This window comes from Schaalia turicensis (assembly GCF_019380255.1).
In the GTDB taxonomy this organism is placed as follows: Bacteria; Actinomycetota; Actinomycetes; order Actinomycetales; family Actinomycetaceae; genus Pauljensenia; species Pauljensenia turicensis_A.
In genome coordinates, this window is sequence record NZ_CP048928.1 from 262,193 (window position 1) to 276,048 (window position 13,856).

General features: G+C 55.8%; 14 protein-coding genes and 3 tRNA genes. 8 read left to right on the forward strand and 9 right to left on the reverse strand.

The features are described 5' to 3' along the window. Positions 1-71: 71 nt before the first annotated feature. Both G5S47_RS01130 and htpX read left to right on the forward strand, forming a co-directional pair. Positions 72-1,571, forward strand: coding sequence for an FAD-dependent oxidoreductase (locus G5S47_RS01130; protein WP_219585634.1), 1,500 nt, complete (start codon positions 72-74; stop codon positions 1,569-1,571). A gap of 167 nt (positions 1,572-1,738) precedes the next feature. Then, positions 1,739-2,614: a zinc metalloprotease HtpX gene (gene htpX, locus G5S47_RS01135; protein WP_006680814.1), complete on the forward strand. Its 876-nt coding sequence runs from the start codon at positions 1,739-1,741 to the stop codon at positions 2,612-2,614. 151 nt (positions 2,615-2,765) lie between these two features. Here the strand turns inward: htpX and G5S47_RS01140 are convergent, their stop codons facing one another. Further along, on the reverse strand, positions 2,766-3,269 hold the full coding sequence (locus G5S47_RS01140) for a YajQ family cyclic di-GMP-binding protein (protein ID WP_006680815.1): 504 nt from the start codon (positions 3,267-3,269) through the stop codon (positions 2,766-2,768). A 122-nt stretch (positions 3,270-3,391) separates the two neighbouring features. On the opposite strand from G5S47_RS01140, the gene G5S47_RS01145 reads away from it, so the two are divergent. From G5S47_RS01145 to rpmG, 4 genes are all read left to right on the forward strand, one after another. Continuing rightward, positions 3,392-3,475, forward strand: a tRNA-Tyr gene (locus tag G5S47_RS01145). A gap of 91 nt (positions 3,476-3,566) precedes the next feature. Then, positions 3,567-3,639: transfer RNA gene (locus G5S47_RS01150), tRNA-Thr, on the forward strand. Positions 3,640-3,667: 28 nt separating this feature from the next. Next, positions 3,668-3,744, forward strand: a tRNA-Met gene (locus G5S47_RS01155). A gap of 49 nt (positions 3,745-3,793) precedes the next feature. Beyond that, positions 3,794-3,964, forward strand: a complete 171-nt coding sequence (gene rpmG, locus G5S47_RS01160; protein ID WP_006680816.1) for a 50S ribosomal protein L33 — start codon at positions 3,794-3,796, stop codon at positions 3,962-3,964. A gap of 112 nt (positions 3,965-4,076) precedes the next feature. On the opposite strand, the gene G5S47_RS01165 is transcribed toward rpmG, so the two are convergent. The 8 genes from G5S47_RS01165 to G5S47_RS01200 all read right to left on the reverse strand — a co-directional run bounded on the left by G5S47_RS01165 (position 4,077) and on the right by G5S47_RS01200 (position 11,170). Then, positions 4,077-5,756 carry a sensor histidine kinase gene (locus tag G5S47_RS01165; protein ID WP_006680817.1) on the reverse strand — a complete coding sequence of 560 codons (1,680 nt, stop codon included), beginning with the start codon at positions 5,754-5,756 and terminating at the stop codon, positions 4,077-4,079. After that, positions 5,738-6,412, reverse strand: a complete 675-nt coding sequence (locus tag G5S47_RS01170; protein WP_006680818.1) for a response regulator transcription factor — start codon at positions 6,410-6,412, stop codon at positions 5,738-5,740. The genes G5S47_RS01165 and G5S47_RS01170 overlap by 19 nt, the downstream gene beginning before the upstream one ends. Beyond that, a complete protein-coding gene (phoU, locus tag G5S47_RS01175; protein WP_006680819.1) occupies positions 6,413-7,060 on the reverse strand; it encodes a phosphate signaling complex protein PhoU in 648 nt (215 codons plus the stop codon). Between the two features lie 9 nt (positions 7,061-7,069). After that, positions 7,070-7,825 carry a phosphate ABC transporter ATP-binding protein PstB gene (pstB, locus tag G5S47_RS01180; protein ID WP_006680820.1) on the reverse strand — a complete coding sequence of 252 codons (756 nt, stop codon included), beginning with the start codon at positions 7,823-7,825 and terminating at the stop codon, positions 7,070-7,072. Next, entirely contained in the window at positions 7,822-8,679 is an 858-nt protein-coding gene (gene pstA / locus G5S47_RS01185) for a phosphate ABC transporter permease PstA (RefSeq protein ID WP_006680821.1), read from the reverse strand. The genes pstB and pstA overlap by 4 nt, the downstream gene beginning before the upstream one ends. Positions 8,680-8,683: 4 nt before the next feature. After that, positions 8,684-9,550: a phosphate ABC transporter permease subunit PstC gene (pstC, locus tag G5S47_RS01190; protein ID WP_219585635.1), complete on the reverse strand. Its 867-nt coding sequence runs from the start codon at positions 9,548-9,550 to the stop codon at positions 8,684-8,686. Then, positions 9,547-10,353: a phosphate ABC transporter substrate-binding protein gene (locus G5S47_RS01195; RefSeq protein ID WP_006680823.1), complete on the reverse strand. Its 807-nt coding sequence runs from the start codon at positions 10,351-10,353 to the stop codon at positions 9,547-9,549. The genes pstC and G5S47_RS01195 overlap by 4 nt, the downstream gene beginning before the upstream one ends. Before the next feature lie 115 nt (positions 10,354-10,468). Further along, entirely contained in the window at positions 10,469-11,170 is a 702-nt protein-coding gene (locus G5S47_RS01200) for a uracil-DNA glycosylase (RefSeq protein WP_103632688.1), read from the reverse strand. A 117-nt stretch (positions 11,171-11,287) separates the two neighbouring features. On the opposite strand from G5S47_RS01200, the gene G5S47_RS01205 reads away from it, so the two are divergent. Together G5S47_RS01205 and groL are read left to right on the forward strand one after the other, a co-directional pair. Further along, positions 11,288-11,890 carry a LytR C-terminal domain-containing protein gene (locus G5S47_RS01205; protein WP_219585636.1) on the forward strand — a complete coding sequence of 201 codons (603 nt, stop codon included), beginning with the start codon at positions 11,288-11,290 and terminating at the stop codon, positions 11,888-11,890. A 278-nt stretch (positions 11,891-12,168) separates the two neighbouring features. After that, positions 12,169-13,794 (forward strand): chaperonin GroEL, encoded by a 1,626-nt coding sequence (groL, locus tag G5S47_RS01210; RefSeq protein WP_040318364.1) that lies wholly within the window; start codon positions 12,169-12,171, stop codon positions 13,792-13,794. Positions 13,795-13,856 lie beyond the last annotated feature (62 nt).

Below are 13,856 nucleotides of genomic sequence, written 5' to 3' on the forward strand. Positions count from 1 at the left end.
AACACAGATAGATTTTCAAGTTGTCCTGTTTGCGTAAATCAAAACGCGTGGGGCTTCGAAGGGAGAACGGGTTGACTGCGCTCAACGTTGCTGTCATTGGTGCTGGTCCTGCGGGTATTTATGCCTCCGATATTTTGTCGAAGTCTGGGTTGGACGTGAACATCGACCTCTTCGAGCGTCTGCCCGCTCCCTACGGTCTGGTCCGCTACGGTGTTGCCCCCGACCACCCGCGTATTAAGCAGATCATTGTTGCCTTGTACAAGATCCTGCAGCGCGGTGACATTCGACTGCTGGGCAACGTTGAAATCGGTCGCGACGTCACGATCGATGATCTGCGCGAACACTACGATGCGGTCATTATCGCGACGGGTGCCGACCGTGATGCTCCGCTGAATATTCCCGGCGTTGATCTGCCGGAGTCCTACGGTGCAGCCGATTTCGTGTCCTGGTACGACGGCAACCCGGATTACCCGCGCACCTGGCCGCTTGAGGCGAAGGAAATCGCGGTCGTGGGTGTTGGCAATGTTGCGTTGGACGTTGCGCGGGTTCTGGCGAAGCACGCCGAAGACATGATGGTCACCGAGGTTCCTGAAAACGTCGCAGAGGGGCTGAAGAACAATCCCGTCACCGACGTGCACGTTTTCGGTCGTCGAGGTCCCGCACAGGTGAAGTTCACCCCGTTGGAACTGCGCGAACTGGGCAAGGTGCCCGACGTTGACATCATCGTTTCTGAAGAAGACTTCGACTTCGATGAGGGCAGTGAACAGGCTCTGCGCGAATCCAACCAGCAGCGCCAGGTTGTCAAGACTCTGACGAACTACGCGATGGCTGACGAGGATGAACACACGGCAAGCCGTCGCATCCACATTCACCTGTTCCAGTCGCCGGCCGAGATTGTTGCCGATGACAAGGGGCATGTGAAGGCGATTCGTACCGAGCGTACGGAGCTGACTGGCGATGGAAACGTGCGTGGCACGGGTGTCATCACGACGTGGCCGGTGCAGGCGGTTTATCGCGCTGTCGGCTACTACTCGTCGCCGATTCCTGGCCTGCCGTTCGATACTGCTCGCGGCGTTGTCCCGAACGTTGAGGGCCGAGTTGTTCCGACGCCGGAGGCGAGCGAGGACGAGGCTCTGACGGGCATGTACGCCACCGGTTGGATTAAGCGTGGTCCGGTTGGTCTGATTGGTTCGACGAAGTCTGATGCTCAGCAGACGATCTCCCACTTGGTGGAGGATGCGAATGCTGGACGTCTGCACGCGTCCTCGTCCGCGGTGGGCCACGAAGCGATGGTGAACCTGCTGAACGAGCGTGGCGTCGAATTCACGACCTGGGAAGGCTGGGAACTGCTTGATGAATACGAGCGTGCACTCGGCTCCGAATACGGCGAGCTTCCCGAAGGTCGTGGCGTGCGTGAGCGCGTGAAGGTTGTTTCCCGTCGCGCGATGACAGACATTTCACGAGGTTCCGATTCGAAGCCCACTGACCTGATTGGTCAGATGGGAGAGATGGGTGTTCCTTCAGCTCCCGAGCGTTTCGATGACTACACCGGTCCGGGACGAAGCAAGTAACGTTTTCCTTGTGTGGGCGGGCAGTGCTTTTCTCAGGCCTGCCCGCCCCTTGTTTCAAGGGCAATGCTGATCCCCGCGAGGGCGCTCGTTGGCGATAAGAGGCAGATTTCAGATAGTGTTCCGATTGTTTTCAGGGCTTACCCAGACAGTTCTCGTATTCTGTTTCTATGACGCAGCGTAGATATCACAACGGCTTGAAGACGGCGTTCCTGCTGGGAGGCATGTGGGCGCTTCTACTGGTGATTGGTGGTTTGATTGCCGGTTCAACCGGTCGATCAATCTGGATTTGGATCTTTGCGGGTATTGGATTGGTTCAGACCGCAGTGTCCTACTGGAACTCGGCAACAATTGCACTGCGATCAATGAACGCTTATCAGGTGACGCGGGAAGAACGGCCTGACCTGTATCGAATTGTTGAAGAGCTGGCTGCGCGTGCAAATCAGCCGGTGCCTTCCATTTGGGTCGCTCCGACTATGACTCCGAATGCGTTCGCAACGGGGCGCGACCCGAACCATGCAGCCGTGTGTTGTACCGAAGGCATCCTTGAAATATTGGGCGAGCGCGAGCTACGTGGCGTCCTGGGGCATGAACTGATGCACGTCTACAATCGTGACATCCTGACCTCGTCCGTTGCGGCGGGTATTGCTGGTCTGATCGGATCAGTCGCGCAATTCCTCATGTTCTTCGGTGGTGGGAGCAGGCGTGATGGCGAAGGCGGGGGAGTGGGCATTATCGGTTCGATCCTCATCGCCCTTCTGGCGCCGTTTGCTGCGACCCTCATTCAGTTCTCCCTGTCGCGCACCCGCGAGTTCGACGCGGACGAGGACGGATCGAAACTGACTGGAGATCCTCTGGCCTTAGCCTCCGCATTGCGCAAGCTGGAGCAGGTCACGGCACACCGTCCAATGGAACAAACTCCGGCCAACCAATCCGTTGCTGCCATGATGATCGCCAATCCCTTCGGCAAGGTGCGCAATCTGTTCTCAACGCACCCGTCAATGGATGAGCGTTGCGCGCGCCTCGAAAAAATGGCCGGCTACTGACCCTCTTCCTGTTTGCGCAACGGGCGGAACGAGGTCGCATCTGCTCGCCCAACGTGCATCACGCTTGGGTGAAAGTCGTCACATGGACTGTATAAGGCGGGCGGGGTGGGAGCATTCGCTTCCACCCCGCCCGGCCTCGTGAATCGAAAAATCAGCGGTAGTTCACGAACTGTAACGCGACATCAATGTTCTCGCCGGCCGGGCCCTTCAACAGTGCAATCACAGCTTGAAGGTCATCACGAGACTTCGAAGAAACGCGAAGTTCGTCACCCTGAATCTGGGCTTTCACACCCTTCGGGCCCTCATCACGGATGAGCTTCGCGATCTTCTTCGCAGCATCCTGAGCAATACCTTCACGCAGGGGAGTGACCAACTTGTAGATCTTGCCCGACGGCTTCGGCTCGCGATCCTTATAGTCCAGGCTCTTCAAAGAAATGCCGCGACGAATCAGCTTTGTCTGCAGAACATCAAGGATTGCAAGGACTCGATCGGCGGAATTCGCTTCCATTTCAATCGCGTCACCGCTCAACTTGATCGCTGCATTAACGTTACGGAAGTCGTAACGCGTCGAAATTTCCTTCGCAGCTTGGTTCACTGCGTTATCAACTTCCTGACGATCCAACTTGGAAACAATATCGAACGAGGAATCTGCCATGGGCTTTCCCTTCCTTGTAAATGCGCGGTTCGTGGGCAGGTGAGTCCGACCAGCGGTCCGCCGATTGGCGTTGAGGATAATTTATCTGTTATTCTTCCACGGCACCGAAAAAATTGGTGCACGGCGGGGTACCCGAGCGGCCAAAGGGAGCTGACTGTAAATCAGCCGCGTAAGCTACGGGGGTTCGAATCCCTCCCCCGCCACCATCTTGGATGTATCCAAGATCCATCGTGTGAGGTCATTCTCAGACTGACAGATTGCTAAAGCAATTGGAACTGAGATAGGCTCTTTCGCGTTGCCCCGATAGCTCAGTCGGCAGAGCGTCTCCATGGTAAGGAGAAGGTCAAGGGTTCGATTCCCTTTCGGGGCTCAGGTAGCGACGAGGGTCGCGCCATTGCGGCGGGGTAGCTCAGCTGGTCAGAGCGCACGACTCATAATCGTGAGGTCGCGGGTTCGAGCCCCGCCCCCGCTACCAGATATCAGGTCGCGCGCCGACAAACTACTGAAGCAAAAGAGGACACACCGTGGCAAGCAAGTCTCAGGATGTTCGCCCCAAGATCACTCTGGCCTGCTCGGAGTGCAAGGAGCGCAACTACATCACCAAGAAGAACCGTCGTAACACGCCGGATCGTCTGGAACTCGCGAAGTACTGCCCGCGTTGCCGCAAGTCCACTGCGCACCGCGAGACTCGCTGAGTAAGCAGTAAATAATCCCCGAAGCACGTGCTTCGGGGATTTTTGTTTGCCCAGATTCTGCTCAGATTCAGGTCGCGTTGAACCGGCCTCGAAGGTACGCCGGTGGGAATGGCTAGGGGAGTTGTGCTCGCTCGAACGTGACCGCGACGGTTGTTCCCTGACCGAGGTCGCTGTCCAACGCGATCTGAGCATTGTGGTAGTTGACCGCGTGCTTAACAATCGACAGGCCCAACCCGGTTCCACCAGACTCTTTCGAATGGCTCTTATCGACGCGGTAGAATCGCTCAAAAATACGCTCCTGCTCTTCGGGGGCAATGCCGATTCCCTCGTCGCGAACATTGAGCTCAACCGTTTGATCGGTCGTAGTAACACCGATGGTGACCGTCGATGACGGGTGTGAGTACTTCAGGGCGTTATCGGCAAGATTGAATACGATTTCGTAGATCAATCGACGAATTGCGAGGATCATGCCGTCGTTTCCTTCAAGTGCAAAGCGAATATTCTTCGCCTGCGCTGAAGGCTGAAGCGTATCAACGACTTCGCGACACACAGCTAGAAGTGACACCGGCTCCTTTGGAGCATCGACTCCTTCATCTAGGTGAGAAAGCTGGATGACGTCATCAATAAGATCAACAAGACGCGATGACTCATGGCGAATATGCCCAACAAAACGAGGCAAATCCTCCCCGTCAACAAAACCGCTCTCGATCAGTTCAGCTGAGCCAATAATGCCCTGCAAAGGCGTTTTCAATTCGTGCGACACATTCGCGGTAAATTCACGGCGAATTTTTTCGTGTGTTGCTTGAACCGTCACATCGAACGCCAGAATCACCACCCCAACGGGCTGACCATCAGAATCGATCCTGCTGCAATCAAACTGGAATTCTCGATCACCTATAGGCAAACGGAGTGAAGAGAAACCAATCTTTTTTCCGCGTTCGATGCCATCCCACAACGCATGCCCGTGATGAATGGTCCGCAAGTTGGTACCGACGCAGGTGGTATCCGTGTTAAACAATCGCTGAGCTGCTGGATTGATGGATAGTACGCGATAGTTTTCGTCCAGAAGGATGAGGCCCTCGCGAATATTGCTTGTGATCAACGTGAACTCATCGCTCCGCCTGCGAACGGTCGCAAGTTGAGTCTTCAACTCATTGTGCTGAGCGTCGATACGCTCTAGCGTCGGAGTCAGCTCAACGTAGGTATCGTTCAACAGTGGCTGATCCAGATCGATGCTGTTGAGTGGCTCAATAATTCGCCGGGATATTCGATGAGCAACAAAAGCTGAGATGAGCATGGCACTCAGGATTACTGCCAGTACCGGGACGATCGCTCCAATAGCAAGGGACACGACGGTTGCCCTGCTTATTGAAATGCGAAGAATGGTGCCGTCGGGAAGGCGTTCGGCTTCGTAGAGGGTTTGCTCAGTCAGCGTCGACGAATAACGAGAGCTTGAACCATGCCCATTCGCGCGTGCCTCAGCGATCTCTTCACGGTCAAAATGGTTCTTCAGCGTAGCCGGAGCCGCCTCGCTGTCGTAGATGACACTGCCGTCGGCATCGACCCACGTCAATCGGTAGACTCCCGGCTTAAAGTCTTGCAGGTAGTTTTCTCCAGATACCTGGACGCCATGGACCGCGCACTCTAATTCGTCGCGTAACTGGTGGTCTTGAATCGACGTGAAGTAGTGCCACAGGGTGGCTGAAATGACGCAGAAAGATACCAGGAGAACCGTCGCAGACGCTCCCAAAATCGAACGGAAAACACGAGTTGTCAGTCTTTGCTTACCCACCGATACCCTACGTTCCTCAAAGTTTCGATCTTTGATGCGTACGGTCCAAGTTTTCCTCTGAGTGTGCGAATGTGCATATCCAGGGTTCTGCTATCACCGATATAGTCGGTTTCCCACACGTCCCAGAAGATTTGCTCGCGTGTGAATGCCGTTCCCGGGCGTGAAAGAAGCAGTCGCAATAGAGCGAATTCTTTCGCAGTTAGGAAGATGCGTTCGTCGCCGATAAAGACTGTATACTCATCGAAGTTCACGACGAGATCACCGTGGGTGAAGACATCCGCAAGACGGTCTGGTTCTGTGCGACGTAAAACAGCTTTCACTCGTGAAACGAGTTCGAGCACGGAGAACGGCTTCACCAGATAATCGTCGGCTCCCATGTCAAGAGTCTTAATCTTGTCGAACTCTTGGCCCTTTGCGGTTGCCATGATGACGGGTAAATCTTTGAGCGTGGATGATGCGCGCATACGACGGAGTAACTCAATGCCATCGATGCCAGGAAGCATGACGTCAAGAACGACCAGCTGGGGACGTTCTTTCTGCAGGGCTTCCCAAAACGACGTGCCATCGTCGAAACTGCGAGCTTCGAAGCCGGTAGCGCGCAGAGTATGCACTTCGATATCTCGAGTGCTGGCATCGTCTTCGACACACCAAATCAATTAGATTTCATCCTCGTGTTGTCCCGTGACGGAGAAAACAATCCACTCCGCAATGTTCGTGGCGTGATCGCCGATACGTTCAAAATACTTTGCAATGATCAATAAATCGAGCGCAAGCTCTCCGTCGGTCGAACCGTTCGCAATCATGTGAATGATATTTGATTTCATCTGATTGAAATAGGAATCTACGATGTCGTCATCGGCCACAACACCCAGCGCTTTATCGACATCGCGGGCAACGAACGCCTGGATCGCGTTGGAGAGCATGGAACGTGTTGCTTCAGCCATCATGCTGGTCGTATCAATGTCAGGCAGGTGCCGTCCGTTAAAGAAGGCGACGATTTCGGTGATCTCTTGTGCTTGATCGCCAATTCGTTTCATGTCGGTGATCATCTTTAACGCGGCCGAGACAAGATGCAGGTCTTTCGCAACAGGTTGTTCGTGCAGAACAAGGGCAAGACACCTGCGTTCGATTGTGCGCTCTGTTTGCCGGATTTCTTCGGAGAGTTCTTGGACGTACTGGATCGACTCGATATTGCCCAACGCGAGAGCCTTTTCAGCTCCCAATATTGCTTCTTCACATAGTGACCCCATGGTGATGAGTTCGCTGGTCAGTGTGTTCAGGTGGCGTTCAAATTTGATTCTCATTGGGATTCCTTATCCGAAGCGGCCGGTGATGTAGGATTCTGTGCGTTCATGTTGAGGGCGATCAAAGACCTCGTGCGTTCTGCCAACTTCGATGAGCTCACCCAGGAGGAAGAATGCGGTGTAGTCGGAGATACGTGCGGCTTGCTGAAGGTTGTGCGTGACGATGACGATCGTGTAGTCCTCTTTCAGCTCGCCGACGAGGTCTTCGACGCGTGCCGTTGAGATCGGATCCAGTGCGCTGGTGGGTTCGTCCATGAGGACGATACGAGGCTCCACAGCGAGCGCTCGAGCAATGCAGAGGCGTTGCTGTTGGCCTCCCGACAATCCCAGAGCGTTTTTGTGAAGACGGTCCTTTACCTCTTCCCAGATTGCGGCTCTGGTGAGTGCTTGTTCGACGATTAGATCAAGGTCCTTCTTCTTACGGATGCCGTGTGTTCGCGGACCGTAAGCGACGTTGTCGTAGATGCTCATTGGAAACGGATTCGGTTTCTGGAAGACCATCCCGATTTCACGTCGTAGATCGTTGACGTCAACGTCCCTGTCAAAGATGTCGTTGCCGTCGTAGCGGACCTCTCCGTTGATACGCACGGTGGGAACAAGGTCGTTCATCCGATTGAGGGTCTTAAGGAATGTTGATTTTCCGCAACCGGATGGGCCGATGAGTGCGGTGACAGTGTTTTCGGGGATGTCGAGGCTAACGTTTTTCAAGGCTTGATGTTCGCCGTACCAGAGGCAGAGGTCGCTTGCACTCATAATCGGATTCATACAGCTCGTTTCCTTTCGAAATAGCGACCTGTTTGCGTCGCGATACCGTTGATAATCAGGGGGAGGATCAGTAATAGCGCTCCAAGTGCGAAAGCGACTGTGAAATCGCCGTTTTCTTTGGCGTAGACGTAGAGACTGACGGAAAGAGTCGCGCCGGGAGAATGGAGGGAGTCGAAGAACCCGTGCACTGTGTGAGCGAAACCCGCCGTGAAGAGCAGAGCCGCGGACTCGCCCAGAATTCTTCCGACAGATAGGATGCAACCGGTGATGACGCCGTCGATGGCCTGAGGAAGAACGACCGTGCGGATTGTCCGCCACTTTCCTGCTCCCAATCCGAATGCGCCTTCGCGATAGCTTTGTGGCACGGATTTCAGGGATTCTTGAGTGCTCCGGATGACGGTCGGAAGATTCATAATGACCAGGGTGAGAGCGCCTGCCAGGAGGGAGGTTCCGATCGTGTTTGAGAACAGGAGCATTCCGACAAGACCAAAGATGATCGACGGGATTCCGGCGAGAGTTTCTGTGGCGTATTCGATGGTCTGAACGATCCGCTTGTTCGTTGCGTACTCGTTCAAATAGATCGCGGCTCCGACTCCCAGCGGGATGACAAAAGCGAGGGTCGCAAGAACGATATACAGGGTGTTCAAAATGTCGGGAAGAATGCCGACTCGCTTGCCAATGTAACTGGGCGCGGTTGAGAGCATTTCCCATGTGATGTGGGGGATTCCTTGCGCAAGGACGTAGATCATCAGGCTGATGGCCAAGGTGACGGTGAGTGCGGTACTCAGGTACATCGCCGTTGAAACAGCGATGGCGTAGATGCGCCGGGACAGGCGTGGTCGTGTGTTCCGCATGCGTTTACTTCTTTTCTTTTTTCACCATGACGTTCAACGAGAGGTTGATTGCCAGAATGAACAGGAATAGAACCAGCGCGATCGAAAACAGAGCTTGGCGTTGGAGTCCGGCGGAATATGACATTTCAGAAGCGACTGCCGTTGTCAGGAACCGTACGGATTGGAACAGTGAATTCGGCATATTTGGCGCATTTCCGGCGACCATCATGACGGCCATGGCTTCCCCGATGGCTCGTCCGATACCAAGAACGATCGATGTTGCGATTCCGCTTTTTGCTGTCGGAACGGATACGCGGAAGATAGTTTCCAGAGGGGTGGCGCCTAGGGCCAGTGAGGCCTCTTCCAGTTCACGAGGCACTGCGTCGAGCGCGGTGATCGACATTTTGATGATCGAGGGCAGGATCATGACTGCCAGCACGATGATCGCTGCGAGGAGTGTCGCGCCGTCCGGCACGCTGAATGTCGCACGGATGAAGGGGACGAGCACGATCATGCCGACCAAGCCGAAGACAACGGATGGCACTCCGGCAAGCAGGTTGACGATTGTTTCTACGCTTCGTCGCAGTCGTAAGGGAGCGATCTTTGCAAGAAATACCGCGGTGAAGAATCCCAGCGGAACGCCCAGAAGGATGGCTCCGGCAGTGCCGTAAATGCTGGAGAGAATAAACGGCGCAATCCCGTAGAGGGGCGGAGTTGAGGTCGAGGCCCACTGGGTTCCGAAAAGGAAAGGAATGACGCCAATCGAGTGGATAGCTGGTAGGCCGGAGACAATGAGGAAGACGGTAATGAGGATGACCGAGAGAACACTGATTGTCCCTAATACGAGGAAAAGGCCGTGGAGGATCTTTTCAAGGTTGCGGGCGTATTTCATGAGTGTGCCGGAACCGCTCCGCTAGACAGGATCAGCTCGTAGGCGTTTTCCGACGTGGCGAAGTCAAAGAACTTTTGTGCGTTCTCAGAAAGAGCGCTTCCTTCCTTCGTGACAAGAACGAAGGGGCGCTGAATGACGTAGGTTCCGTTTTGGGTGTTTTCTTCGGTGGGCTGGACTCCGTCCACGCTCAGAGCGTGGACGGAGTCGTTGACGGAAGCTTCAGCTGCGTATCCGATTGCTGCAGGGTTTTGCGATACGGCGGTGATGACGTCGCCCGTCGAGGTGAGCTCTTGACGGTATTTGTTCTGATCTTCAGTTTGAGTGATGGATTCGAAGCCGTCTCGGGTTCCGGATCCGGCTTCACGGCCGATAAGAACGATCTCCTCATTGTTTCCACCGATCTCAGACCAGTTGGTGATGTTGCCGGTGTAGATGTCGGCAATTTGTTCGACGCTCAGGTCAGTGATGGGGTTGTTGGGATTGACAACAACGGCGATTGCTTCGCGTGCAAGAAGCGTTTCTTTCAGTCCAAGGGCTTTTTCTTCGTCCTTGAGGCTTCGCGATGACAAGCCAATGTCGGTTCGTCCGTCTTTGACCGCTTGGATTCCGGATCCAGAACCCGTCGGGTTGTAGGTGAATGCGATGCCGGTTTCGTTAGTGAATGATTCGCCGAGGCTCCCGATGAGCTTTTCCATGGATGTTGAGCCTTCGGTGGAAACGCCACTTCCTTGGTTGGGAGCGCATGCGGCGAGTGCAAGGGGCAGTAGGGTTCCGGCAGCGAGAGTTGTGATGATTTTCTTCATCAGGTCTTTCTCCTTCAACGTGATCGATGATGACCACGCTCAAGTCTGAAAGACGGATGTAAGGGGCAAAGATGAAGAATGTCAACTCTATGTAAATTTTTCCCGTGCCGATGTTTTAGGGGAGTTGCCAATTGATTGGCGTTGCTCCTTGAGCCCGAAGAAGGTCATTTGCCTTCGAGAAAGGCCTCGAACCAAAAAACCCGCGACGTGCTGACAAAGGGGATGGGTGCACCGACTTGATGATCGGGAAGCGGTTCAGTCGCGGTTCCAGCGTCTGTGCCGGTCGGCCCCAGAGGATTGCCACCAGCGGTTGTGGTGTGCCCTCGTCATCTGTGCGGGCAACAAGAGCATCGATCGCGCATTCGGTGACCTCCTCCCACCCGCGTTTCTGGTGCGAGCCTGGGGCACCCGGGCGAACCGTGAGCACTCTGTTGAGCAGACAGACTCCCTCGCGCGCCCACGGCGTCAAGTCACCGGATGTCGGTCGCGCTAGGCCTAGGTCCGACTCCAGTTCGGTGAAAATATTGACGAGGGACCGCGGAATCGGTGTCCCCGGAGTGACGGAGAAACTGAGCCCCATCGCGTGCCCGGGCGTGGGATATGGATCTTGACCGACGATCAGTACTTTCACGTCGTTAAATGGGTAGGTGAACGCTCGCAGTACATCCGTACCGGCGGGCAGATAGTTGTGCCCGGCTTTGATTTCTTTGCGGAGCATTACTCCCAACTCATGAATCTTGTCTTCAACGGGCGCCAAGGCTTCAGCCCACCCGGGATCGATGAGATTGATAAGCGGTTGAGGAGCAACGTCATTCATATGCTCAGATTAGTGCGATCGAAGCCGCGATGTTTATCTGATTGTGATACGTGGCGAGGCCTCGGCGCGCCGGCGTCTTCTTCGGCATCGAAACGTGCGTGACGTTAGGCTAAAAGGGTGAGTTCAGTTAACCCTCGTGATGAATTTGATGTTGCCGGCGAAGATATGCCTGTCGGTATGCACCGCCCTCAGCCGTCGAAGTGGAAGTCAGTCTGGCCATTCCTGGTCATTCTGATCGTTGTTCCCCTACTGGCTTGGGGAGCAAGTAGCCTTCTGACGAACAGGCCGACCTCGTCGAATACGACTGTCGCCCCTTCAGGGCAATCCGAAGCGCAGTCGGCTCAGTCGACACCTGAAACCACCCAGTCTGCTCCCGCTGAACAGGCTGAATCTGCTCGGTCGGAACCGGTAACCGAACCGGAATCAACGCCCGCCCCGGCGAACGAACCCATCGTTGACACCAACGTGAAGATTTCAGTGCTGAACGGTACCGGCCGAAACGGTTTGGCAGCTCAGACCGCCGAAGAGCTCACCGCAGCAGGCTTTGCCGGTGCAGCGACGGGCAACGCAACCGGTTGGACGACCCAGGATTCAACCGTTTACTACCAGGATCCGAACTTGGAAGCCAGCGCGCGAGCAGTTGCCGAAGCTGTTGGCATCACGAACGTTCAGCAGTCGAATAACATCGGCGATTCAGATATTGTCGTTCTGTTGAGGTAGTCTCGCTTCGCGCTCTAGGCGCGAACGCGACACTAGCAGGAGTGGCCAGTCGAAAATCGACTGGCCACTTTGCTGTTTGCGCCCACAGCGAACCCCGTTTGCCTCGTCTTGCACTCGAAAGGGGAGAGTGCCAAACTTGAGTTAGCACTCGCCACGGCAGAGTGATAAAACCAGCGGGAAGGTGAGGGGCGTTCGGCATCTGGAAAGGCCAGATGAACAGCGTTCCGTCCGTCGCGGGCACCATCCCCAATCCGCACCGCGGAAGGAAATACACACCAATGGCAAAGATCATTCACTTCGACGAGGACGCACGTCGCGGCATGGAACGTGGCCTGAACCTCCTCGCTGATACTGTCAAGGTCACCCTCGGCCCCAAGGGTCGCAACGTTGTTCTCGACAAGAAGTGGGGCGCCCCCACCATCACCAAGGACGGCGTCTCTGTCGCAAAGGAAATCGACCTTGAGGATCCGTTCGAGCGCATTGGCGCCGAACTGGTGAAGGAAGTTGCTAAGAAGACCGACGACGTTGCAGGTGACGGCACGACCACCGCAACCGTTCTCGCTCAGGCGCTCGTCCGTGAAGGCCTCCGTAACGTTGCAGCCGGCTCGAACCCGATCGCTCTCAAGCGCGGTATTGACCAGGCTGTCTCCGCTATCGTCGAACAGCTCCACAACGACTCCAAGCCTGTCGAAACGAGCGAGCAGATCGCAGCAACCGCTTCGATCTCCGCTAACGATCTGGCCATCGGCCAGCTGATCGCTCAGGCATTCGAGAAGGTCGGCGCAGAAGGCGTCGTCACCGTCGAAGAAACCAACTCCTTCGATACCACCCTCGAAACCACCGAAGGTATGCGTTTCGACAAGGGCTTCCTGTCCGCCTACTTCGTCACTGACACCGAGCGCCAGGAAGCCGTCCTCGAGGACGCCTACGTACTCCTTATGGACTCGAAGATCTCGAACGTCAAGGACATCGTCCCCGTTCTCGAGAAGGTCATGCAGACCGGCAAGCCCCTGCTGATCGTCGCCGAAGATGTCGAGGGCGAAGCTCTGGCAACCCTCGTCGTCAACAAGATCCGTGGCACCTTCAAGTCCATCGCCGTCAAGGCACCGGGCTTCGGTGACCGTCGCAAGGCAATGCTCCAGGACATGGCAATCCTGACCGGTGGCCAGGTCATCTCCGAAACCGTTGGCCTTTCCCTTGAAAACGCTGATCTTGAACTGCTTGGTCGCGCACGCAAGGTCGTAGTCTCCAAGGACGAAACCACCATCGTCGAAGGCGCTGGCGAAAAGGAAATGATCGACGCTCGCGTCCGTCAGATCCGCCAGGAGATCGACAACACCGACTCCGACTACGACCGCGAGAAGCTCCAGGAACGCCTCGCCAAGCTCTCCGGTGGCGTTGCCGTCATCAAGTCCGGCGCTGCAACCGAGGTCGAACTCAAGGAACGTAAGCACCGCATCGAAGACGCAGTGCGTAATGCTCGCGCAGCCTCCGAAGAGGGCCTCGTCGCCGGTGGTGGCGTTGCTCTGATCCAGGCCGCTGACCGCGCACTGGCAACCCTCGAAGGCCTGCCCGGCGATGAAGCAACCGGCGTGAACATCGTCCGCGTCGCAATCTCCGCTCCGCTCAAGCAGATCGCTGAGAACGCTGGCTTCGAAGGTGGCGTTGTCGCAGACCGTGTCGCAGCAATGGAACCGGGTCACGGCCTGAACGCAGCAACCGGCGAATATGGCGACCTGATGGCAGCCGGCATCTCTGACCCGGTGAAGGTCACCCGCTCTGCTCTGCAGAACGCTGCTTCGATTGCAGGCATGTTCCTGACCACCGAAGCTGTCGTAGCCGACAAGCCTGAACCGCCGGCACCGGCCGGTGGCGAAGACGCCGGCATGGGTGGCATGTACTGAGCCACTGATGCTCGCGCGCGTCTCGCGTAGCTGAAAACAACCGGGGCCGACCCTGAGATGAG

What these genes read in the sequence shown, in the direction of transcription:
- htpX (WP_006680814.1), top strand. Translation starts at nt 1,739, where the DNA reads ATGACGCAGCGTAGATATCACAACGGCTTGAAGACGGCGTTCCTGCTG.
- G5S47_RS01140 (WP_006680815.1), bottom strand. Translation starts at nt 3,269, where the DNA reads ATGGCAGATTCCTCGTTCGATATTGTTTCCAAGTTGGATCGTCAGGAA.
- phoU (WP_006680819.1), bottom strand. Translation starts at nt 7,060, where the DNA reads ATGAGAATCAAATTTGAACGCCACCTGAACACACTGACCAGCGAACTC.
- pstB (WP_006680820.1), bottom strand. Translation starts at nt 7,825, where the DNA reads ATGAATCCGATTATGAGTGCAAGCGACCTCTGCCTCTGGTACGGCGAA.
- pstA (WP_006680821.1), bottom strand. Translation starts at nt 8,679, where the DNA reads ATGCGGAACACACGACCACGCCTGTCCCGGCGCATCTACGCCATCGCT.
- pstC (WP_219585635.1), bottom strand. Translation starts at nt 9,550, where the DNA reads ATGAAATACGCCCGCAACCTTGAAAAGATCCTCCACGGCCTTTTCCTC.
- G5S47_RS01195 (WP_006680823.1), bottom strand. Translation starts at nt 10,353, where the DNA reads ATGAAGAAAATCATCACAACTCTCGCTGCCGGAACCCTACTGCCCCTT.
- G5S47_RS01200 (WP_103632688.1), bottom strand. Translation starts at nt 11,170, where the DNA reads ATGAATGACGTTGCTCCTCAACCGCTTATCAATCTCATCGATCCCGGG.
- groL (WP_040318364.1), top strand. Translation starts at nt 12,169, where the DNA reads ATGGCAAAGATCATTCACTTCGACGAGGACGCACGTCGCGGCATGGAA.